This is a genomic window from Bacillus sp. 0909A, from assembly GCF_036765115.1.
Classification (GTDB): domain Bacteria; phylum Bacillota; class Bacilli; order Bacillales; family Bacillaceae; genus Bacillus; species Bacillus mojavensis.
The window spans coordinates 204,999-226,529 of record NZ_JBAIZU010000003.1; the positions used below are offsets into that span (position 1 = coordinate 204,999).

The 21,531-nt window shown below is 43.6% G+C and carries 19 protein-coding genes and 1 tRNA gene; 7 read left to right on the forward strand and 13 right to left on the reverse strand.

What is annotated here, in order from left to right; genetic code table 11:
- Window positions 1-10: 10 nt before the first annotated feature.
- Window positions 11-352, reverse strand: coding sequence for an ArsR/SmtB family transcription factor (locus tag V6D42_RS11275; protein WP_333513285.1), 342 nt, complete (start codon window positions 350-352; stop codon window positions 11-13).
- Between the two features lie 562 nt (window positions 353-914).
- Between V6D42_RS11275 and sacB the strand changes: the two genes are divergently transcribed.
- From sacB to V6D42_RS11305, 6 genes are all read left to right on the forward strand, one after another.
- Window positions 915-2,336: a levansucrase gene (gene sacB, locus V6D42_RS11280; protein WP_010331970.1), complete on the forward strand. Its 1,422-nt coding sequence runs from the start codon at window positions 915-917 to the stop codon at window positions 2,334-2,336.
- Window positions 2,337-2,412: 76 nt separating this feature from the next.
- Entirely contained in the window at window positions 2,413-3,963 is a 1,551-nt protein-coding gene (locus V6D42_RS11285; RefSeq protein ID WP_333513286.1) for a glycoside hydrolase family 32 protein, read from the forward strand.
- A gap of 125 nt (window positions 3,964-4,088) precedes the next feature.
- A complete protein-coding gene (gene aspP, locus V6D42_RS11290; RefSeq protein WP_010331972.1) occupies window positions 4,089-5,651 on the forward strand; it encodes an aspartate/proton symporter AspP in 1,563 nt (520 codons plus the stop codon).
- A gap of 97 nt (window positions 5,652-5,748) precedes the next feature.
- Window positions 5,749-6,333: a TetR family transcriptional regulator gene (locus V6D42_RS11295; protein WP_333513287.1), complete on the forward strand. Its 585-nt coding sequence runs from the start codon at window positions 5,749-5,751 to the stop codon at window positions 6,331-6,333.
- A gap of 77 nt (window positions 6,334-6,410) precedes the next feature.
- Window positions 6,411-6,746 carry a DMT family transporter gene (locus V6D42_RS11300; protein ID WP_333513288.1) on the forward strand — a complete coding sequence of 112 codons (336 nt, stop codon included), beginning with the start codon at window positions 6,411-6,413 and terminating at the stop codon, window positions 6,744-6,746.
- On the forward strand, window positions 6,746-7,060 hold the full coding sequence (locus V6D42_RS11305) for a DMT family transporter (RefSeq protein ID WP_333513289.1): 315 nt from the start codon (window positions 6,746-6,748) through the stop codon (window positions 7,058-7,060). Before V6D42_RS11300 ends, V6D42_RS11305 begins: the two co-directional genes overlap by 1 nt.
- Window positions 7,061-7,103: 43 nt before the next feature.
- Here V6D42_RS11305 and V6D42_RS11310 read toward each other — a convergent pair whose 3' ends face one another.
- The gene (locus V6D42_RS11310) at window positions 7,104-7,619 is read right to left on the reverse strand and encodes a DUF3231 family protein (protein ID WP_010331976.1); all 516 of its coding nucleotides are present in this window, start codon (window positions 7,617-7,619) and stop codon (window positions 7,104-7,106) included.
- 155 nt (window positions 7,620-7,774) lie between these two features.
- Window positions 7,775-7,850, reverse strand: a tRNA-Arg gene (locus V6D42_RS11315).
- A 280-nt stretch (window positions 7,851-8,130) separates the two neighbouring features.
- Between V6D42_RS11315 and clpP the strand changes: the two genes are divergently transcribed.
- Window positions 8,131-8,727: an ATP-dependent Clp endopeptidase proteolytic subunit ClpP gene (clpP, locus tag V6D42_RS11320; protein WP_229149359.1), complete on the forward strand. Its 597-nt coding sequence runs from the start codon at window positions 8,131-8,133 to the stop codon at window positions 8,725-8,727.
- A 116-nt stretch (window positions 8,728-8,843) separates the two neighbouring features.
- Here clpP and pgmB read toward each other — a convergent pair whose 3' ends face one another.
- The 10 genes from pgmB to V6D42_RS11370 form a co-directional block, all read right to left on the reverse strand.
- Window positions 8,844-9,524 carry a beta-phosphoglucomutase gene (gene pgmB, locus V6D42_RS11325; protein WP_333513290.1) on the reverse strand — a complete coding sequence of 227 codons (681 nt, stop codon included), beginning with the start codon at window positions 9,522-9,524 and terminating at the stop codon, window positions 8,844-8,846.
- Window positions 9,521-11,206 (reverse strand): glycoside hydrolase family 13 protein, encoded by a 1,686-nt coding sequence (locus V6D42_RS11330; RefSeq protein ID WP_333513291.1) that lies wholly within the window; start codon window positions 11,204-11,206, stop codon window positions 9,521-9,523. Before V6D42_RS11330 ends, pgmB begins: the two co-directional genes overlap by 4 nt.
- Window positions 11,199-13,472, reverse strand: coding sequence for a glycoside hydrolase family 65 protein (locus V6D42_RS11335; RefSeq protein ID WP_333513292.1), 2,274 nt, complete (start codon window positions 13,470-13,472; stop codon window positions 11,199-11,201). Before V6D42_RS11335 ends, V6D42_RS11330 begins: the two co-directional genes overlap by 8 nt.
- Complete coding sequence (locus V6D42_RS11340; protein WP_333513293.1) at window positions 13,444-14,334, reverse strand: DUF1189 domain-containing protein; 891 nt, start codon at window positions 14,332-14,334, stop codon at window positions 13,444-13,446. Before V6D42_RS11340 ends, V6D42_RS11335 begins: the two co-directional genes overlap by 29 nt.
- Window positions 14,335-14,338: 4 nt before the next feature.
- Window positions 14,339-15,175, reverse strand: a complete 837-nt coding sequence (mdxG, locus tag V6D42_RS11345) for a maltodextrin ABC transporter permease MdxG (protein WP_333513294.1) — start codon at window positions 15,173-15,175, stop codon at window positions 14,339-14,341.
- Window positions 15,176-16,483, reverse strand: a complete 1,308-nt coding sequence (locus V6D42_RS11350) for a carbohydrate ABC transporter permease (RefSeq protein WP_333513295.1) — start codon at window positions 16,481-16,483, stop codon at window positions 15,176-15,178. It lies immediately after the preceding gene.
- Between the two features lie 40 nt (window positions 16,484-16,523).
- Entirely contained in the window at window positions 16,524-17,777 is a 1,254-nt protein-coding gene (locus V6D42_RS11355) for a maltodextrin ABC transporter substrate-binding protein (RefSeq protein ID WP_333513296.1), read from the reverse strand.
- Between the two features lie 94 nt (window positions 17,778-17,871).
- Window positions 17,872-19,641, reverse strand: coding sequence for a glycoside hydrolase family 13 protein (locus V6D42_RS11360; RefSeq protein WP_333513297.1), 1,770 nt, complete (start codon window positions 19,639-19,641; stop codon window positions 17,872-17,874).
- Between the two features lie 107 nt (window positions 19,642-19,748).
- Window positions 19,749-20,699, reverse strand: a complete 951-nt coding sequence (locus tag V6D42_RS11365) for a LacI family DNA-binding transcriptional regulator (RefSeq protein WP_333513298.1) — start codon at window positions 20,697-20,699, stop codon at window positions 19,749-19,751.
- Between the two features lie 153 nt (window positions 20,700-20,852).
- Window positions 20,853-21,428, reverse strand: coding sequence for a TIGR00730 family Rossman fold protein (locus tag V6D42_RS11370; RefSeq protein WP_010331986.1), 576 nt, complete (start codon window positions 21,426-21,428; stop codon window positions 20,853-20,855).
- Between the last annotated feature and the right edge of the window lie 103 nt (window positions 21,429-21,531).

The window sequence follows — 21,531 nt, forward strand, 5'->3', positions numbered from 1 at the left end:
CGAGAACCTCCTACTTACAAGAAACTTGAGTTTCTTTTTTCTGAATAGACTGCAACACGTCATCATCTGACCTGATGTGACCGAGAATCGATTGAATCAATCCATATTCAGGACAAGCCGAATTAATGGAATAAAACCGCCACTGCCCCTTTTTCTCTTCATTCACAAATCCAGCCTGTTTCAGCTTCCGCAGATGCTGGCTGATAGCTGGCTGGCTCATGTCAAACATATCGACAAACTGGCAGACACAGTATGTTTTTTCCTCCAGCAGCTTCAAGATCAAAAGCCTGGTTTGATCATGAAGAAGCTTCAGGCAGTGACTGATTTCAATAGATGTCAAGGCATGCTTCATGAAAGCATCAGCTCCCTTCCGCGTTCATTGTATAATTCACTGATTATATAAGTCAATACTTATATACAAGAAGAAATAGGACCTCCATTTAAGATCTTTTTTTACTGAAATAGCTTTATTTATACTGTCGTTATTTATGAATTTACACTTTTTTATCACTTTTGTGTTGTTCGGATCGGCCTGATAAAAAGGAACTTTATACCCATGTGAAAGCTTGTGATAACCTATAGAAGATGTAAAGAAATAATCAGCCTGATTAGTCCTTAAGACCTGTACTCTTAAAATCTTTTTATTCATTTTCTATCAAACAAAAGGGGAAAATAGACCCGTTGAAATAAGATTCAGTGTCTAATAGAATAATGTCGAAAAGTAAATTACGCAGGTTTGTTACTGATAAAGCAGGCAAGACCTAAAATGTGTTAAGGGCAAAGTGTATTCTTTGGCGTCACCCCTTTACATATTTTAGGTCTTTTTTTATTGCACGTAACCGACTTGCCACTCAACAGGAGGGCTGGAAGAAAGCAGACCGCTAACACAGTACATAAAAAAGGAGACATGAACGATGAACATCAAAAAGTTTGCCAAACAGGCAACAGCATTAACCTTTACAACCGCACTGCTGGCAGGAGGCGCGACTCAAGCGTTTGCGAAAGAAGCAGATCACAAACCGTATAAAGAAACATACGGCATTTCCCATATTACCCGCCACGACATGCTGCAAATCCCTGAACAGCAAAAGAATGAAAAATATCAGGTGCCTGAATTTGACCAATCGAAGATTAAAAACATCTCTTCCGCAAAAGGTTTGGACGTGTGGGACAGCTGGCCATTGCAAAACGCGGACGGCACAGTTGCAAACTATCACGGCTATCACATTGTCTTTGCATTAGCCGGAGACCCTAAAAACGCGGATGACACATCAATTTACATGTTCTATCAAAAAGTTGGCGAGACTTCCATTGACAGCTGGAAAAACGCAGGCCGTGTTTTTAAAGACAGTGACAAGTTTGACGCAAATGATCCCATCTTAAAAGATCAAACACAAGAATGGTCAGGATCAGCTACATTTACATCTGATGGCAAAATCCGTTTATTCTACACTGACTTTTCCGGTAAACATTACGGCAAACAAACACTGACAACTGCGCAGGTTAACGTGTCAACGTCAGACAGTTCTCTTACGATTAACGGTGTAGAGGATCACAAATCAATTTTTGACGGCGACGGCAAAACATATCAAAATGTTCAGCAGTTCATTGATGAGGGTAACTATAGTTCAGGCGATAACCATACGCTGAGAGACCCTCACTATGTGGAAGATCACGGCCGCAAATACCTGGTATTTGAAGCAAACACAGGAACTGAAGACGGCTACCAAGGCGAAGAATCTTTATTTAACAAAGCTTATTATGGCAAAAGCTCATCATTCTTCCGTCAAGAAAGTCAAAAACTTCTGCAAAGCGATAAGAAACGCACTGCAGAATTAGCTAACGGCGCACTTGGCATTATTGAGCTTAATGATGACTACACATTAAAGAAAGTCATGAAGCCGTTAATTACGTCTAACACAGTAACTGACGAAATCGAACGTGCGAATGTCTTCAAAATGAACGGCAAATGGTATCTGTTCACTGACTCTAGAGGATCAAAAATGACAATCGACGGCATTACGTCTAACGATATTTACATGCTAGGTTATGTTTCCAACTCCTTAACAGGCCCGTACAAGCCGCTGAACAAAACCGGCCTTGTGCTGAAAATGGACCTTGATCCTAACGATGTGACCTTTACTTACTCACACTTCGCCGTACCGCAAGCTGAAGGTAACAATGTCGTTATTACAAGCTACATGACAAACAGAGGCTTCTATGCAGACAAACAGGCAACGTTCGCGCCAAGCTTCTTATTGAACATCAAAGGCAAAAAGACATCTGTTGTAAAAAACAGCATCCTTGAACAAGGCCAACTAACAGTTAACAAATAAACGCAAAAGAAAATGCCGATTCCCTATTGGCATTTTCTTTTATTTCTTATTAAAATCATAAAGCGGAGAATCCGAAATGACATATAAAAAAACATACAAATGGTCAGCGGTATTCCTCATCTTTTTAGGAACCCTTTTGTTTATAAACCTATGGCCAAACGAGGAACCGGTTAAAAAATCAAAATCAACCCATAAGCCGGACTACCGGGCGGCATATCATTTTACGGCTCCTGACAAATGGAAAAACGACCCACAGAAACCCATCTATTTCGATGGAGAGTATCATTACTATTATCTGTATAACGGGGATTATCCAAACGGCAACGGCACAGAATGGCGGCATGCCGTATCAGAGGATTTGGTGCATTGGACAGATGAAGGCGTTGCGATTCCAAAATACACAAATCCAAACGGCGACATCTGGACCGGATCATTTGTCATCGATAAAGAAAATACAGCCGGCTTTGGCAAAAATGCACTTGTCGCCATTGTGACTCAGCCTTCAGCCAAAGACAAAAAGCAGGAGCAGCATTTATGGTACAGCACAGACAAAGGGAAAACATTTAAGCCCTACACTGATGATCCCATTATGCCCAATCCGGGAACAAATGATTTCAGAGACCCTAAAGTCATATGGGATGATCAGGATCATAAATGGGTAATGGTCATGGCCGAAGGAACAAAAATCGGCTTTTATGAATCCGATAATTTAAAGGATTGGCAGTACACAAGCGGTTTCATTACGAAGCAGGCAGGCATGGTCGAATGCCCCGACCTATACATGATGCGGGCAAGTGACGGGACGACGAAGTGGATTCTCGGCGCAAGCGCAAACGGGAAACCGTGGGGCAAACCCAATACGTACGCCTACTGGACCGGAGGCTTTGACGGAAAAGAATTTTCTGCGGATCAAACCGAACCCCAATGGCTTGATTACGGATTTGACTGGTACGGAGGCGTAACGTTTGAGGACGGGAAAAACACAGATCAATTGAATAAGCGTTACGCGCTGGCTTGGATGAACAATTGGGATTATGCGAATAACACGCCGACCAGAAAAAATGGCTTTAACGGCACAGATTCAATCGTGCGTGAAATCCGGCTCCAGCAGCAGGACGGCACATACAGCCTCGTCTCACAGCCTGTTGAAGCATTGCAGCAGCTTTCCGCTTCCACTGACGAAGTGAAAGAACTGAATGTCAGCGGCTCCAAAACCCTGTCCATAACAGGCGATACGTATCAGCTGGATATGGATCTTTCTTGGTCAGATATGAAAAACGCCGGCGTCCGGCTGAGAGAATCGGCAGACAAAAAACGCCATATTGATGTCGGCATATTTGCTGAAGGCGGCTATGCGTATGTCAACAGAGCTTTCACAGACCAGCCTGATAAAAGCAAAAGGTTCGTTGAAAGCAAAGCGCCCTTTGACAGCAGCAAACAAAATGTGCACTTAAAAATACTCGTTGATAAAACAACGATAGAAGTGTTTGTCGGTGACGGGAAAACCGTTTTTTCAAATGAAGTGTTCCCAAAATCCGAGGATAAAGGCATTACTCTTTTTTCTGAAGGCGGCTCAGCTTCCTTTACAGATATAAAAGTGAAACATTTCGATACGATTCATCAATAAAGACAGATGCAGCGCTTGCTGCATCTGTTTTTTTGCGAGAGCCAAAAGCAATCAGCAGGTGCGTATTGTCTGTTTCATATTGGGCATTGTAAGAAATATAAGGCTGGTTTCTAAGGAGGAAGCGGATGTCTAAACAAGGAAATTTTCAAAAATCGATGTCGCTGTTTGATCTGATTTTGATCGGGATGGGTGCTATCTTTGGATCAGCATGGCTGTTCGCTGTCAGTAATGTCGCTTCAAAAGCAGGACCCTCCGGCGCTTTTTCCTGGATTATGGGAGGAGCCATTATTCTGTTAATCGGACTGGTGTACGCGGAGCTCGGAGCCGCTTTGCCCCGCACTGGAGGCATCATTAGGTATCCAGTTTATTCACACGGCCATCTGGTCGGCTATTTAATTTCATTTGTCACAATTGTCGCTTACACAAGCCTGATTTCGATTGAAGTCACAGCTGTCCGGCAATATGTGGCCTATTGGTTTCCGGGCCTGACCAAAGAGGGCTCTGACTCCCCGACTATCGCAGGCTGGATTTTGCAGTTTGCCTTGCTCTGCTTGTTTTTCCTGCTGAATTATTGGAGCGTCAAAACCTTTGCAAAGGCCAATTTCATTATCTCTATTTTTAAATATATCGTTCCGGTCACGATCATTATTGTGCTGATTTTTCATTTTCAGCCGGGGAACTTATCGGTTGAAGGGTTTGCGCCTTTTGGTTTTACAGGCATACAGGCCGCCATTTCGACCGGGGGTGTCATGTTTGCATATCTTGGGCTGCACCCTATTGTATCTGTTGCCGGTGAGGTGCAAAACCCGAAGCGTAACATCCCAATCGCATTAATTATCTGTATTATCGTTTCCACCATCATTTATACTGTTTTGCAAGTTACCTTTATCGGTGCGATTCCGACAGAAACGCTGAAAAACGGTTGGCCGGCAATCGGCCGTGAGTTTTCATTGCCGTTTAAAGATATTGCGGTCATGCTTGGTTTAGGATGGCTTGCAACGCTTGTCATTCTGGATGCGATTCTGTCCCCCGGAGGAAATGGGAATATATTTATGAATACGACATCTCGTCTCGTTTACGCCTGGGCACGGAACGGTACGTTATTCCGTGTATTTTCAAAGGTCAATCAAGAAACCGGTACCCCCCGGGCGTCTCTATGGCTTTCGTTCGGTCTCTCGATATTCTGGACGCTTCCCTTTCCTTCATGGAACGCGCTCGTCAATGTTTGTTCTGTTGCCTTAATCCTTTCTTATGCGATTGCGCCGATTTCTTCAGCCGCACTGAGAGTAAATGCGAAGGACTTAAACAGGCCGTTTTATTTAAAAGGAATGAGCATTATCGGGCCGCTTTCATTTATTTTTACGGCGTTTATTGTGTACTGGTCAGGATGGACAACCGTTTCCTGGCTTCTCGGCTCACAGCTCGTCATGTTTTTGATCTATCTCTGTTTCAGCAAATACGCGCCTAAAGAAGATGTAAGCCTTGCCCAGCAGCTGAAATCAGCCTGGTGGCTCGTCGGATTTTATGTCATGATGCTGATTTTTTCCTATATCGGCTCTTTCGGGCATGGCCTAGGCATGATCAGCAATCCCGTCGATCTCATTTTGGTTGCTGTCGGCTCGCTTGCGATTTATTACTGGGCAAAGTATACCGGGCTCCCGAAAGCCGCGATTGATTATGATAAATAAAGAAGCAGGAGTTTCTCTTGCTTCTTTTTTCGCTTTACAAACACCCATCATTCGAGATAAAATGAATGATAGTCAGTCATTACAGGAGGTGCTCCTCATGCCAAAACAAACATCAGGAAAATATGAAAAGATTCTGCAGGCGGCAATTGAAGTTATTTCTGAAAAGGGACTCGATAAGGCCTCCATTTCAGATATCGTAAAAAAAGCCGGGACTGCCCAAGGAACGTTTTATTTATATTTTTCATCCAAAAATGCTTTGATTCCGGCCATAGCGGAAAACCTTCTCACTCACACGCTAGAGCAAATTAAAGGAAGACTGAATGGCGAGGAAGATTTTTGGACCGTCTTACAAACCTTAATTGATGAGACGTTTCACATCACAGAGCGCCATAAAGATATTATTGTCCTTTGCTACTCGGGGCTTGCCATCGACCATTCCATGGAAAAATGGGAGACCATTTATCAGCCTTATTATTCCTGGCTGGAGAACATCATTAATATGGCGGTTGAAAGCCAAGATGTGATTGATGGCATCAATGCAAAGTGGACGGCAAGAACCATCATCAATTTAGTTGAGAACACAGCAGAACGGTTTTATATCGGGTTTGAACAAGATGAAAATCTTGAAGTATCTAAAAAAGAAATTTTTACATTCTTAAAACGAAGCTTAGGTAAAGCTTAAAAAATGACTGGGTGACACCGCTCATTTTTTAATATCTAAAAATGACTGACGTTCATTCATAAAAAGAGGTGTTTATGTTGTATTGGATGCTTGTTTTGATAGCAGGGCTTCTAGAAGTGGTTTGGGCCTCCTCCCTCAAACATGCGGATACGCTTTTTGATTGGATCATCGTATTTCTATTAATAGCGATAAGCTTTATACTGTTAATCCGCTCTTATCGAAAAATCCCTATGGCCGCGGCGTATACTGTATTTGTCGGAATTGGAACGGTCGGAACCTACACGACCGGGATCTACTTAGGCGAATCCTTCTCAGCAGCCCAACTCTTCTTTTTAATGCTGCTGCTAGCCGGCATTTTAGGAATGAAGCTTTTCACAAAAGAAAGTAAAACTCAGCCGAGAGGTGAAAAATAATGGCGTGGTTTTTATTATTCATTGCGGGTATCGAAGAAATTATAGCTGCGATCGCCATGAAATATATAGACGGCACAAAGAAAAAATGGCCCATTATTGTGATGACTGCCGGATTTGCCTTATCTTTTTACTGCCTTTCACAGGCCATGCAAATCCTGCCATCCGGTGTTGCTTATGCCGTTTGGACCGGTATAGGCAGCATAGGCGTAACAGCAGTCAGCCTGATTTGGTTTAAGGAACGGTTTCAGTTTTCTCAGCTGATTTCTCTTTGCCTGATACTTGCCGGTGTCATCGGCCTGCGTCTTACGTCTTAATCATAAAAGGCATATACAGATAGCTGTATATGCCTTTTATCTTTTACTCATCATCTTGATGTTTATGAAGGTGAAGCGGCGGTGGGATCAGCCAGCCCTTGTTTTTCAGCAGCCTTAAGTATTTTGCTCCTGTTGCTGCCTTGCTCATATGAAATTGCCCAAACATCATGGCAATGTCTTCGCGAATCGACTGCCCCATAATTTTGCTGCATGTCACAAGACCCGCAGCATTCTGCGCCGCTGCAGAAGCGGCCACATCTGGATCGAGAAACCGCGCGCCCGGCGGAATCTCGTTTAGATCTGCGTCCGGCGGCTCAGGAGAAGCAGGCGGAAGCGCCACGCCGTTTTCTTTCAGGATATTGCTGACCTGTTTGATTTCATCTTGACACTTCTCAATGGACTCATGAAGCAGCTTCTTTAAGTCGGCATCACCAACATGATGCAATAACATCTGATAATTGCCGATCATTTTATTTCCCGCCATCACATAACTCCACAAGCTGAATACCTCACCATAATGCATCGGTTCTTCTTGCGGATTACCGCTTAAAATTCCCATTGTCATCCTCCTTAGCAAATTCTATACTGTTCATTTACCTACGATGCCCTGCAGGGGGAAAAATTATGTATTTGCGAGAATGTTTTCTTGACACAACACAAAAAAGACAAGAGCGGCAATCGCCAAACCCTTGTCTTTCCTGTTGTTCTATTGGACGCGCTCGGAGGGATTCGAACCCCCGACAGACGTGGTACCGGAAACCACCGCTCTATCCAACTGAGCTACGAGCGCATATTGACATATTTTCACTGCGTGATGATAACGTCAGCATAACTCATTATACGGCATTTCAGCTAAAAAAACAACCCTCTATTTGAAAGGGCTGTTTTTTTAAGAAGACACATCATCTTCTTTCAGAACCTCACATACGATGGTTTGAACCGTTGTATTTTTGGGGAAAATGGGAAAAAGAGAAGAGTTTGCATGTCAAGCCAGCTTTTTGTTTGACCTTTATTGACCAAAAATGTATCATGTAACTACATACTTACCTAAAAGGTGAAGGAGGAGCATTATGAATTTAATACCTACAGTCATTGAACAAACGAACCGCGGGGAAAGAGCGTATGACATTTATTCTCGTTTATTAAAGGATCGTATCATCATGCTTGGATCTGCGATTGATGACAACGTTGCGAACTCCATCGTGTCACAGCTTTTATTCTTAGAAGCAGAAGACCCTGAAAAAGATATTTCTATTTACATCAACAGCCCGGGCGGCTCTATCACAGCCGGTATGGCGATTTATGATACCATGCAGTTTATTAAGCCGAAGGTATCTACAATTTGTATCGGTATGGCTGCATCAATGGGTGCGTTCCTGCTTGCTGCCGGAGAAAAAGGCAAACGCTATGCGCTTCCTAACAGTGAAGTTATGATTCACCAGCCACTTGGCGGAGCGCAAGGTCAGGCAACAGAAATTGAAATTGCTGCGAAACGCATTCTCTTGCTTCGCGACAAATTAAACAAAGTGCTTGCTGAACGCACAGGCCAGCCGCTTGAAGTCATTGAGCGCGATACTGACCGCGATAACTTCAAATCAGCCGAAGAAGCAATGGAATACGGCTTGATTGATAAGGTTCTGACACGCAACACAGATGAGCAAAAGTAATACTGCGACCTGCAAGAGACATGTCTCTTGCAGGTTTTTTCATGCTATATGAATTTTCTTACTGACAAGTGAACATACAAACAAAACATCTGAAATGCAGCCGCTTTCTCCTCCTTTCACTTTTGAACACTGTTGATTCTATACGACTTCCACTCTTCATTAAGCATATCAAATGACAAATCGCAAGTTTGCCTGACAATCAAATCAGCATCCTGCATTGATTGTTCATGACCGACTCCAACCGCAAACATCCCGGCAGATTTAATGGCGGCAATACCCGCTTCAGCGTCTTCTATTGCCGCACAATCAGCCGGAGAGACGCCAAGCAGCGCTGCGGCGGTTAAAAATATTTCGGGATCAGGTTTCCCGTTCCCAAGAGCCGTCGGGTCAACAATCGCATGAAAATCGTTAATAATCTCTAAACGTTTTAAAACCTCGGGGGCATTGCGGCTTGAAGATGCTAACCCGATTTTTATCTTTTCGCCTTTTAATTCACAAAGAAGCCTGCCGATTCCAGGCAAAAGATCTTCCGGCGTCAATTTGCTGATCAACGTTTGATAATATTTGTTTTTTTGATGCAGGAGATCTTGCTTCTCCGCATTTGTATATTTTGCTTCCGCACCGCTCCTGATCAGTATGTTTTCAAGCGACTTTTCTCTGCTGATTCCTTTGAGGCTTTCATTCACACTTCGGTCAAAGGGAATACCAATTTGTTCTGCGATGTGCCTCCAAGCGAGAAAATGATATTCAGCAGTATCTGTTATCACTCCGTCTAAATCAAAAATGACTGCTTTCATATGCTGATGCCCATCACAGCTTCATAAGGTGCGAGGCAAATGCTCTTCAAGTCAGCCCGCTCCTGCGAATAGTTGGAAATGAGCACTTTCCAACGCTCATGAATCAGTTCCTGTGGCAACTCGAACAGCGCCTTGTCTTCCGACAAATTCACAACGACGAGAAGCTTTTCCCCTTGATATTCACGGATGTAAGAGAAGACTTGCGGGTCATCCTCCAGCAGCAGCTGATAATCTCCATCTATTAAGATCTTATATTGCTTTCGTAATTGAATGAGCTTCTGGTAATAGTAGAAAATCGAATCTAGATCGTCCAAGGACTCCTTCACATTGATTTCATGATAGCGGGGATTTACCGCTATCCAAGGGTCTCCAACTGTGAATCCCGCATGTTTTCCGGCATCCCATTGCATCGGTGTTCTCGCGTGATCCCTTCCTTTTTTCGTTACAGCTTTTAGAAAATCTTTTTCTGACATCGTTTTGTTTTCAACGACTAATTCACGATATGCATTTTTTATTTCAAGATCGTCATACATTTCCAGCGGCATATCACTGTTGACCATCCCGATTTCTTCTCCTTGGTAAATAAACGGGGTTCCTTTCATCCCGTGAAGAACCGTTGCAAATGCCTTTGCACACAGCTTTCGCAGCTCGCCGTCATTGCCCCAACGGGATATGACTCTTGGCTGATCATGGTTTTCAAAATACAGGGTATTCCAGCCGACATTCATTAACGCGTTCTGCCACCTTGTCATTGTCTTTTTTAAAGCAATCAGATCAAACGGCTTGATCTGCCATTTCCCATTTGGCGAATGTGGTTCCGTATCAATATCCATATGTTCAAACGTAAAGATCATATTCAGCTCATGTCTGCTTTCATCCGTATACTTTTTCGCCTCTTCTGTATCGGAACCGTTTGCCTCTCCCACCGTCATGCAATCGTAATGAGACAGCACTTCCCGGTTCATCTCTTGAATAAACTCATGCAGGCGGGGACCGTTTGAATGATAGCGGCCGACGATATAGCGGCGGCTGTCATCTGTTTCGTAGTCCGGAAAATCGATGTATTTCGAAATAGAGCCGATCACATCCATGCGCCAGCCGTCAACGCCTTTATCCATCCAGAACCTCATCAAATCATAAACTTCCCGGCGTACCGCTTCATTTTCCCAGTTTAAATCAGGCTGCTTTTTCGAAAAGTAGTGCAAATAATACTGCCCTGTTCCTTCATCAAATGTCCACGCCGGCCCCGAGAAGATCGACCCCCAATTGTTCGGCTCTGAGCCGTCCGATTTTGGATCTTTCCAAAAATAATAATCCCGGTAAGGATTGTCCTTTGACTTGCGGCTTTCAGCAAACCAGGCATGCTCATCTGACGTGTGGTTCACGACCAAATCCATGATGATTTTCATTCCGCGCTGATGCACTTCATCAATTAACTGAAACATATCTTCATTTGTCCCAAATTTTTCGTACATGTTTCTGTAGTCGCTGATGTCATAGCCGTTATCATCCTGCGGGGAATCAAACACCGGGGAGAGCCAGATCACATCCGCCCCGAGATGTTTGATGTAGTCCAGCTTTTGAATCACGCCTTGCAAATCCCCGAATCCATCTCCATTGGAATCATAAAAACTGCGCGGGTAAATTTGATAAACGACAGCTTTTTTCCACCATTCACTCATCAGGCGTTCTCCTTTCACATCGTTCATTTAACACAACCGGCTCCTCATAAACTTTCATGTGCAGCGGCTCGCCTTTTAAAAGTTCAAAGATGGCGCTTTTTTCGTCAACCGTAACATTGATTAAGCGATGTCGATAATTGATTTTGAACGAATATCCATCCCAATCTTTCGGCAAAAACGGAGCAAATGACATCGTCTCATTCGTGATGCGCATGCCGGCAAAGCCTTGAACGATCGCGAGCCAGCTCCCCGTCATTGATGTAATATGCAGGCCTTCTTCCGTGTCATGATTGTAATTGTCAAGATCAAGCCTTGCTGTACGCTTACATAATTCAAGCGCTTTCTTTTCCATCTTAAGTTCGGCTGCGAGAACCGCATGGACAGAGGGCGACAGGCTTGATTCATGAACAGTCATTGGTTCATAAAAATCAAAGTTTCGCCGCTTTTCTTCCATTGTAAAACGGTCATGAAAAAGATAAATGCCTTGAAGCACATCTGCCTGCTTAATAAAATTCGAGCGGAGAATCTTGTCCCAGGACCAATTCTGATAAAGGGGCCGCTCAGCGGGATCTAATTCATCCGCTGATTGCAGGTCTTTATCCAAGAATGTGTCATGCTGAATGAAAATTTGCAGTTCTTCACTATACGGATAGTACATGTGCTGAATGATATTTCTCCAGACCTTCAGTTCTTCTTCCTGCACATCAAGCAGGCGGCGTTTTTCCGCTGAAATCCTTTCGAGATTTTCTAATGTATACTCCAGCGTCCAAGCCGCAATGACATTTGTATACCAATTGTTGTTGACATTGTTTTCGTATTCATTCGGCCCTGTGACGCCGTGTATCATATATTTGTTTTTTCGTTTCGAGAAGTGAACGCGGTCCGCCCAAAACCTGCTGACTTCAACAAGAACGTCTATCCCGTATTCTTTCATATAGTCGTTGTCGCCTGTATATTGGATATAATTATAGATCGCATAGCAAATCGCGCCATTGCGGTGAATTTCTTCAAAGGTGATCTCCCATTCGTTGTGGCATTCATCACCTGTGAACGTCACCATCGGGTAAAGTGCCCCCTTCAATCCCAATTTAGCGGCATTACGTTTGGCAGCCTCCAGATGGTGATAGCGGTATAAAAGCAGGTGTTTCGTCACTTCCGGATCGGCAGCAGCCAAATACATCGGCACGGCATATGCCTCAGTATCCCAATATGCGGCGCCTCCGTATTTTTCGCCTGTAAATCCTTTCGGCCCGATATTCAAACGGGCATCGCCCCCGTAGTATGTCGAGAATAACTGAAAGATATTGTAGCGGATTCCTTGCTGAAGTTCCTCATCTCCTTTAATCTCTATGTCTGCTTTTGCCCATCTTTCCTTCCATTGATCAGTGTGCCTTTGTCTTGCTTCATCATATCCGTTCTCTAGAACATCCGCCAAAAGCTCCTTGCCTTTCGATAAAAGCTCTTCCTCCCGAACATCACGGGAAGTCGTGACAATAATAAACTTTTTCAAAGAAGCCTTCGTTTGGTAGCTGTAGCGATTCTCAGCATACATGCCAGCTGTTTGAAAGCTTTCACTGACAAAGCCTTCTGTCACGTTTGCCATTGTGGCCGAAACAGTAAATCGCGGTGTTCCAAACGGATTTTCGATCGTTTTTGTGATGACATGGCCGCGGTGAGAATCAGCTCCTTTCGCTTCTTCCTGCCAAAATTGTTCCTGGTAATTAGAATCTTCATTTGCGACATTTCCATCTAGGTAAGGAACAAGCGTAATGACAGCATCTCCCGTCAGGCACTCCGCTTCGTAATGAATTGCACATAGCTCTTTAACGGCAAGGCTAAGAAATCGCTCAGATCTGATTCTGACGGTTTTATCCTGAATGCGGACAACAACGCTACGCCGCAGAATCCCCTCTTTCATATTGAGTTCTAACTCAAATGATTCGATTTGGTTTTGATAGAGATCGACTTTTTCACCATCAATATATAAGTCTATGGCAATAAAATTCATCGTATTGATCACTTTGCCGAAATACTCCGGATACCCGTTTTTCCACCAGCCTACCCGCGTTTTGTCAGGGAACCACACGCCTGCGATATATGTGCCTTGATGGCTGTCACCTGAATAGCCTTCTTCAAAATTCCCTCTGACACCCATATAGCCGTTGGCAAGAGAAGTCAGGCTTTCCTGCAGCCGCATATGTTCCTTTTGAAAATGATTTGTTTTGATTTGCCATTCATCAATCTCGAATAACCGCTGATTTATCATAATTTCCTCCCGAATGTAAGTTTCCATTATAACGGCGGGTTTTGGTCAAATATCTAAATGCAAAAGAGATCATCAAGGTGACGCCACAAGAATGGATCATCAATACAGTGATCAAGTCAAAATGAACCATGCCGACAGCAGCTGCCACAAATGCCGGCAGTGCTGATGCGCAAATCGCTATAGATGCCGCTTCCTTAACTGACGTAATAGAGATCATGTTTGATAATTTTGTGATCCACATGCCTCCCGCAAGAACAGCCGTCAAAAAAAACTGGATCATAAAAATTACCGCATATGCCAGCATCATGATCATCGGCTTATACTGTGCCAGCCACCATTTATTGATAAAACGCTCTACATCATGGGTGTTTGGATTCTTAAGCTTAGCGTCCATTTTCGCATAGCGAACAGAAAACCCTGTTCCATTTTGATCGGTGATGATCAGATGATCAGACTGAAATATGATTGCGTTATCATATCCAGCTACTTTCAAACGTCCATTTTCACCGCTCGTCTTAAACTCATGCTTCATATCAACCGCCAGCAAATTCTGTCCATCTTCAATCCGATCAGAGCTCTTCCCGCCTGTCAGTTTTCCGTTTCTAATTTGAAAGCCTTGTAATTGATCAGCAAATTGATCATTGACCTTTTGAATAGCTGACGGCATGAAGGATTGAACGTTAAAGCGATCCATTTTCATAAACGAAACCGTCAACGGCGCCATCAAAAAGGCAGTTAAAAACATAAAGAGAATAGAGAGCTGCAGCCAGCTGAACGTATTCCCGTAACGGCAAACACCTGACGGAGATGCGGCAGCTTTCAGGCAGCGAATGATAAAGTTTTCATTTTGCAGATTCCCCATATAACTACCCCTTTGTTCCGCCGGCTGTCAGTCCGGACACAAAGTTCTTTTGGAGAAAAAAGAACAAGACGCATATTGGCAGTGCGGCAAGTATCGCTCCGGCCGCAAACAGGGCTACTTTTTGCTGTTGCGGGTTTGAAATGAATGATTGCAGCCCCACAGCGATGGTCAGCCTTTCCGGTGTGCGAAGCAAAAACTTCGCCAGCAAATAGTCGCCAAACGGTGCCATAAAAGCCCAAAGCGCTTGTACCGCAAGCATCGGCTTAACAAGCGGCAAAACGATTGATGCGAAAATCCTCAGATGGCCGGCTCCATCAATTCGCGCTGCTTCATCAATTTCTCTCGGCACAGTATCAAAATAACCTTTCATCAGCCACGTGTTCATCGGAATTCCGCCACCAATATAAATCGCTGTTAAAAACCAGTATTGATTGAGGGCGCCTATCAGCATGGCCAGAACGTAAAAAGCAGTCAGCGCTGCCATCGTCGGCACCATTTGAATGATTAAAAAGAATACCAGGCTCTTTTTTCTGCCTGCAAACCGATAGCGGCTGTACGTATACCCGGCGAGTGTCACAATCGTAACCTGCAATACCATGACCGATAGCGCAATGACAATTGTATTGCTGTACCAATGAAGATAAAGCGTCTCGTCAAATAGCCGCTTAAAATGGTCCAAAGTCCAAGAACCCGAAAAATCGAGCTGAAAAGCCGCCACATTCCCCACACGGAAAGCGGATGTTGCCGTAATCAGCAGCGGATATAGAATGACGATACTTAAAAGCGTCAAAAATAAATAGGTACAGATTCTATTGAGCATTCTGGCAGTTCTCGCGTTCACCTACATAACCTCCTCATTGCCAAAGGCATTCGATTTTTTAAAAGCAATCAGGGAAATTCCTATGACAATGAAAGAAATTAACAATGTAACAGCCGCCGCAACAGAATATTGCGGTGATGTACCTGTTGTCAGTTTATAAATCCAAGAGATTAAAATATCGGTCGACCCGGCGCCTGCTCCCGCGCTGCCCGGTCCTCCCTCATTAAATAAGTAGATGATCGAGAAATTATTAAAATTAAATGTATACTGCGTAATCATCACAGGCGCTGTCGCAAATAAAATCATCGGGAATGTAATATGTTGAAAACGCTGAAAAAAAGTGGCCCCGTCAATCTTTGCCGCTTCATACAGTTCACCTGGAATCGCCTGGAGCACGCCCGTTACCATGACATAAATATAAGGAAAACCAAGCCAGGTCTGAATCATAATGAGAGCCGTCTTCGTCCAGAAAGGATCGGTCTTCCACGCGATCGCCGGCAGCTCTACAAACGGCAGGTGATTTAATAATGGAATCACCTGTGCATTCATCGCCCCTACGCTGTCGTTAAACATGTTGGAAAAACTCATGATTGTAATAAAAGCCGGAACAGCCCACGGAAATAAGAAGATCATTCGATATATCCGCTTGCCTTTTATAAAATCCTGATTGACGAAAAGAGCCGTCACAATACCCAAAATGATTTGCAGCGTTGTCGCACAGATTGTCCAGATGATTGTCCAGCTCAGTACATTCACAAATGTTTCACGATAGGAGCCAAGGAGAAAAATATTCAAGAAATTTTTAAAACCGACCCAGTCAATCAGACTATTAGGCGGAATATGATAAAAATCATAGTTTGTGAATGCAACAAACAGAGTCACCAAAACCGGAAAAATAATCACAAACACCATCATGATATATGCCGGCAGTGTAAATAAATATGGAAACCCTTTATCTCCCGCATGACAGATCATGTCCCTGGCCGTTGTATTGACCTTCAAACCCGCCGCTTTCATAGCGGCGGTCTTACGCGAATCATAAATATTAAAGATATAGAACATGAGGAACATCAGCGTCACAATCAATTGCAGTGTGCCTTCAATCAGCATAAATAGGGAGTGGTCTTTACCGGGAACACTTCCCAATGTAATCAATCCGGTTAGCGCCTGAATACCGAAAACGCATAATTCAAAAACAAACAAACCTGTGATAACCAGAAACAAGGTCCCCTTTGAAAACTGATGATTCGCAAATTGCCCAAGTCCTGGAATGATCGATAAAAGCCCTGCCTTTCGTGTTTGCTTTGCATGTGTGTGGTGTTTATTCATTTTTTTCGCCCTCTATTCTTCCGGACGCTACCCCGCCGTTTTATTTCACATACTTTTCTTTGATATTTTCCTTTATGACGTTTACAGCATCATCCGCTGATTGTTGTGCCGCTTTTTTTCCTGAAGCTGCATCAAAAACCAAACTTTCCGCTCCTGTCCATACCTCAGCCATTTCCGGAATATTCGGAGTTGGTGTCGCTGTTTCATATTGCGTAACCACAGCTGACGTCAGCTCATTTTTTTGCTCATCCGCTTTCTTCCTTGCAGCTGTATTAGCCGGAACTTCGTTTGTATTCTCATAAAAAGCGTAAGCATTGGCATCATTTGTAGCATACTCAAGCCACTTTTCAGCCAGTTCGGGTTCTTTTGTATATTTTGAAGCAACCCAGCCCTTGCCGCCGGCAAAAGGGGCATATTCTTCTCCGTTTGGCAATGTCGGAATAGGAGCCGCTCCGTAGTTCAATTGAGCCTCTTTATAGTTGGCAGCTGACCACGGTCCGCCGATGATAGCAGCCGCTTTGCCATCTAAAAACATCTGCTGAATAAAATCATCAGCGCTTGAATTGTCTTGCATGCCTTTTGGCCAATAGGTTTTAAACCATGTCTCCGCATATTTCACAGCTTCTACTGCCCCTTTATTGTTCAGGCCGATGTCCCCGGAATCTGTACCGTTTTTCCCAAATACGTATCCGCCGTAACCCGCCAATAAACCGTATGACATATAAAAGTCAGTCCATTTTGCTAAAAATCCAGTTGATTTTCCTTTTTCCGAAGCAAACGCAAAGCGGGAATCCTCTGCTAATTTTTCAAGGTCTTTAAATGTTTTTGGTGCTGTTTTTAAAAGATCTTTGTTGTAGTATAAAACAAGTGTTTCAATGACCAGCGGCATTCCATACACCTTCCCGTCAACCGTCACCTGCTGCATTTCTTTATCGCCGAAACTTTTTGTATGAGATGGCTTAATGTCTAGCAAATGTCCCTGCTGGCCCAAACCGCCGATCCGGTCGTATGCTGCAAGCATCACATCAGGTGCATTCCCCGCCGGACCATCGAGGGGAAGCGCTTCCAATTGATCGAACATTTGCTTTTCAACAATTTTTATTGTGACATCATTCTCTTTTTCAAACTTTGCTTTGATGCTTTCAATGTATTCTTTATAGGTTTCTTCAACAGACACAGTCAGTACCTTTTTGCCGTCAGAGCTTGCCGGATCTTTTGAACTTGAGCAGGCGGCAAGGCCGAATGTCAGGACTGATGCTGCCAATAAGGCGAATGTCTTTTTAAAAACTACCATCTCTTTTCCCCCTTCTATTTATGAATCTATAACAATTGTATGGCTCTGTAGAAAGCGGTTACAACATCTTTTGATTTGTTACCGATAACAGAATTTAAACAGAGGCGGCAGCACCCAAAATAAAAAATTCTCCCGGCTGAATGACAATCACATCACTATGATGAAGCGGCTGCTCTGTCCATGCATCGTAGATTTTCTTATTTCTTTCAATATTCAAATCTTGCAAACTGACATGTCGAGCCGCGTCCCCTTGATTAAAGAAATAAATCAGTTTTTTTTCATCAAGAGTCCGTGAAAAACGAATAAAATTGTTTTGGTCATCCAGCAGATTCCACTCAAGATTTCCTTCAGTCAAGACAGTGTTTTCTTGTTTGCGTAAAGCAATTAACCGTTTCATAAATGTGTGCATCTCTTGGTTTTGCTTCTCTTTGTCCCAAACCATACATTTCCGGCATAACGGATCATTTTCACCGTCCAGCCCGATTTCCGTTCCGTAATAGATGCATGGTGAACCTGTCTGGGCAAACATAAAGGCCAGCAAAGCGCGTGCTTTTTTCTCGTCATTGCGGCATCTGGTCAAAAGGCGTTTTGTGTCATGGCTGTCCAGTAAATTAAACATCACCTCATTGACCTGCTTCATCCCATTCATCAAATGTGCATTTAACCGGTGGGCCATACGGGAGGCTGGAATCGCCCGGTCAGCAAAATATTCAATCATAGGCTCTGTAAAAGGATAGTTCATCACCGCATGAAATTCATCTCCTCTTAGCCAAGGTTCGGAAGAATGCCAGATTTCTCCCAAAATATAAATATCAGGCTTTTCTGCTGATACGGCTTGCTTGAATGTCTTCCAAAAAGCGTGATCCACTTCATTTGCCACGTCCAAACGCCAGCCATCAATATCAAATTCGCGAATCCAATACAAAGCAATATCAAGCAAATATCTCTGAACCTCGGGATTAGCCGTATGTAACTTTGGCATATCGGGAGTAAACGCAAATGTATCATAATTGCCTTCTGTGACAGGAAAAGAGTGAATATGGAACCAGTCTTTATAGCGGGATTGAGCTCCGTTTTTCACGACATCCTGCCACTGTGGAGAAGCACTGCCTATATGATTAAAAACAGCATCAAGCATAATTCTCATCCCCCGCTGATGAAGCTGGCTGACCAATGTGCGAAAAAGCTCCGGATCTCCAAAATGCGGATCAATGGAATAGTAATCCAGCGTGTCGTATTTATGATTAGAAGGCGCGGAAAAAATCGGAGTTAAATAAATTCCGTTCACCCCTAAATCCTCTACATAATCAAGCTTGTCAACAATTCCTTGCAAATCTCCTCCAAAAAAGTCATTGACGTCCGGATCCTTGCTCCCCCACGGCAATACATTCTCCGGCGATAAGTCTTCTCTTCCATTAGCAAAACGCTCCGGAAAAATTTGATACCAAACCGTTGATTTGGCCCACTCAGGCGCTTGGAATGTATCGGCCTCATGAACAAATGGAAGTTTAAAATAATAATGGATCGTCTCCAGCGTTTTTTCGTTATAAGGGCATACACCTGAGCTTCCGAAAAAGATGTCTTCATGATGGTCTGTTACAACAAACGCATATTGCAAACGCCTGAATGGCGGCACCACTTCAGCAAACCAATAATCATGCATGTCCGTTGCGGCGATTTTCCTCATCGGATGCTCGTTTGCCGCCCACCTGCCATCGTTGTACTCATAAGGATCGCCCCAAATCAATCGAATGTGATCGGCATCACCTTTTTTCGTCCGAATCTTGATATGCACTGTCCGGCCGTCATAAGAATAAGCATCAGAAATGAATGGCTGATGATGAATCGCTGCATATTCCATCATGTCTCCCCCTTTGATTTCCGTTTTAATCCGGTTCAATTTTGAAAGTATCATGATGAAATCGCAGGAACAATCCTTTTTGCCTTGTTATCGATAACAGAATAAGGCTCTTACAGAGTCGATTCACGCACGATTAACTCCGGCTCAAAAAATAGATGTCCTTGGGGAGCACCGTCTTCATTCATTTTTTTCAGCAGCATTCTCGCACAGGCCTCACCCATTTCAACTACTGGCTGTCTGACTGTAGTCAACCGGGGCGAGGAGATGCGATCAAGAAAAACACCGTCATTCCCGGTAACCGCAACGTCTTCCGGAATTCGTTTGCCAAGCGATTGCGCCGCACGAATGACGCCGAGCGCGATTCGATCGGATGCGCAGACAAACGCTGCCTGTTTGTCCATGGATTTCAGTACTTCTCTTGCAAGTGATTCACTTTTCTTAGAACTGTTATCAATCCGAAACATATTCGTTTTGTTAAAGCTTTCATTCATCGCACGAATATACCCCTGTTCTCTTGAGCGTTCGAAAGGCTCATCTAAATCAATGCCAAAAAAGACAACTTCCCGCTCGCCCAGTCCCATGACATGGCGTGTTGCCATAAAAGTGCCTTTTTCGTTATTCACATCGATAAAGTCAAAGCCCATTTCATTTTGCCCAAATACGACTAGCGGTTTTTCAAAAGCTTTGATCACACCTTCAAAATCGGACTTTCTCAAGCCAGTGGCAATAATACCGTCGCATTGCCCAATATTAAGAGAATTTCTTGTCACAAGCTGCAAAGCATAATGGCGGCGATCCAGCTCCCGGCTGATTCCGGTCAGCAAGTTCATGTAATACGGCTCTGTCGTATCCATTTCCTCGAGAATCAACAGTTTGACAACCTGTGTTCTGTTTTGCACGAGCGCTCTTGCCGCATAATTAGGAATGTAATTCAGCTCTTTCATCGCGGAATGAACAAGCTTTTTTAATTCGTCTGTCACCGTCTCAGGATGATTGATCACTCGTGATACCGTCATTTTCGAAACATTTGCTTTTTTCGCTACATCTGACAATGTTGCCATTTTCATCCTCTCCTCACCTGTGCTTATTATGTCTATCCAAACTAGTGAAAAAGTCCTTTATTATAGTAAATTATACTAGGTAACCATAAAGAAACTAAAAAAGAGATTTCCTACAGGAAACCTCACATTGTCGAAATCAGCTTTGATTGCTCACTAAATTTCTGTCCACTTTTTCTCTAAAATCGGATATGAGTAGTTCTTCATTTGCTCAATTAACTCATCGGGCCGTGAAGAGCTATGGATCAGTTTAAGATGAGAGTCGTTAGAAAATCCTTCTTGAATGCTGTATTTGATCATTTTCATCATCGGTTCAAAATATCCGTTGACATTATACAGTCCGATCGGCTTTTGATGAATGCCGATCTGCGCCCAGCAAAGCACTTCAAATAATTCTTCATATGTACCGAAACCGCCAGGCATGGCGATATAGCCGTCAGCCAGTTCGCTCATTTTTGCCTTTCGTTCATGCATGCCGTTGACTTCAATCAGCTCTGTCAGATTTTGATGGACAACCTCTCCGCTGAACAGGCCGCTCGGCATCACTCCAATTGCAGTGCCGCCGTTTTCCATTAACGCATCGGCAATCGCGCCCATCAAACCTACACGAGAGCCCCCGTATACCAGGCCGATTCCCTGCTCTGCCATATACACGCCAAGCTCCGTCGCTTTTCTTTTATACGCTTCATTTCCCCCCGGGTTTGAGCCCGCAAATACACAAATTGTTTTCATCTTGTCATCTCCGCATCTATATATCGTGTTAACATTCAAAAAAACACACTATATATTGTCCCACCTTCATGTGATAATATCAATATGAAATACATAAAGAATG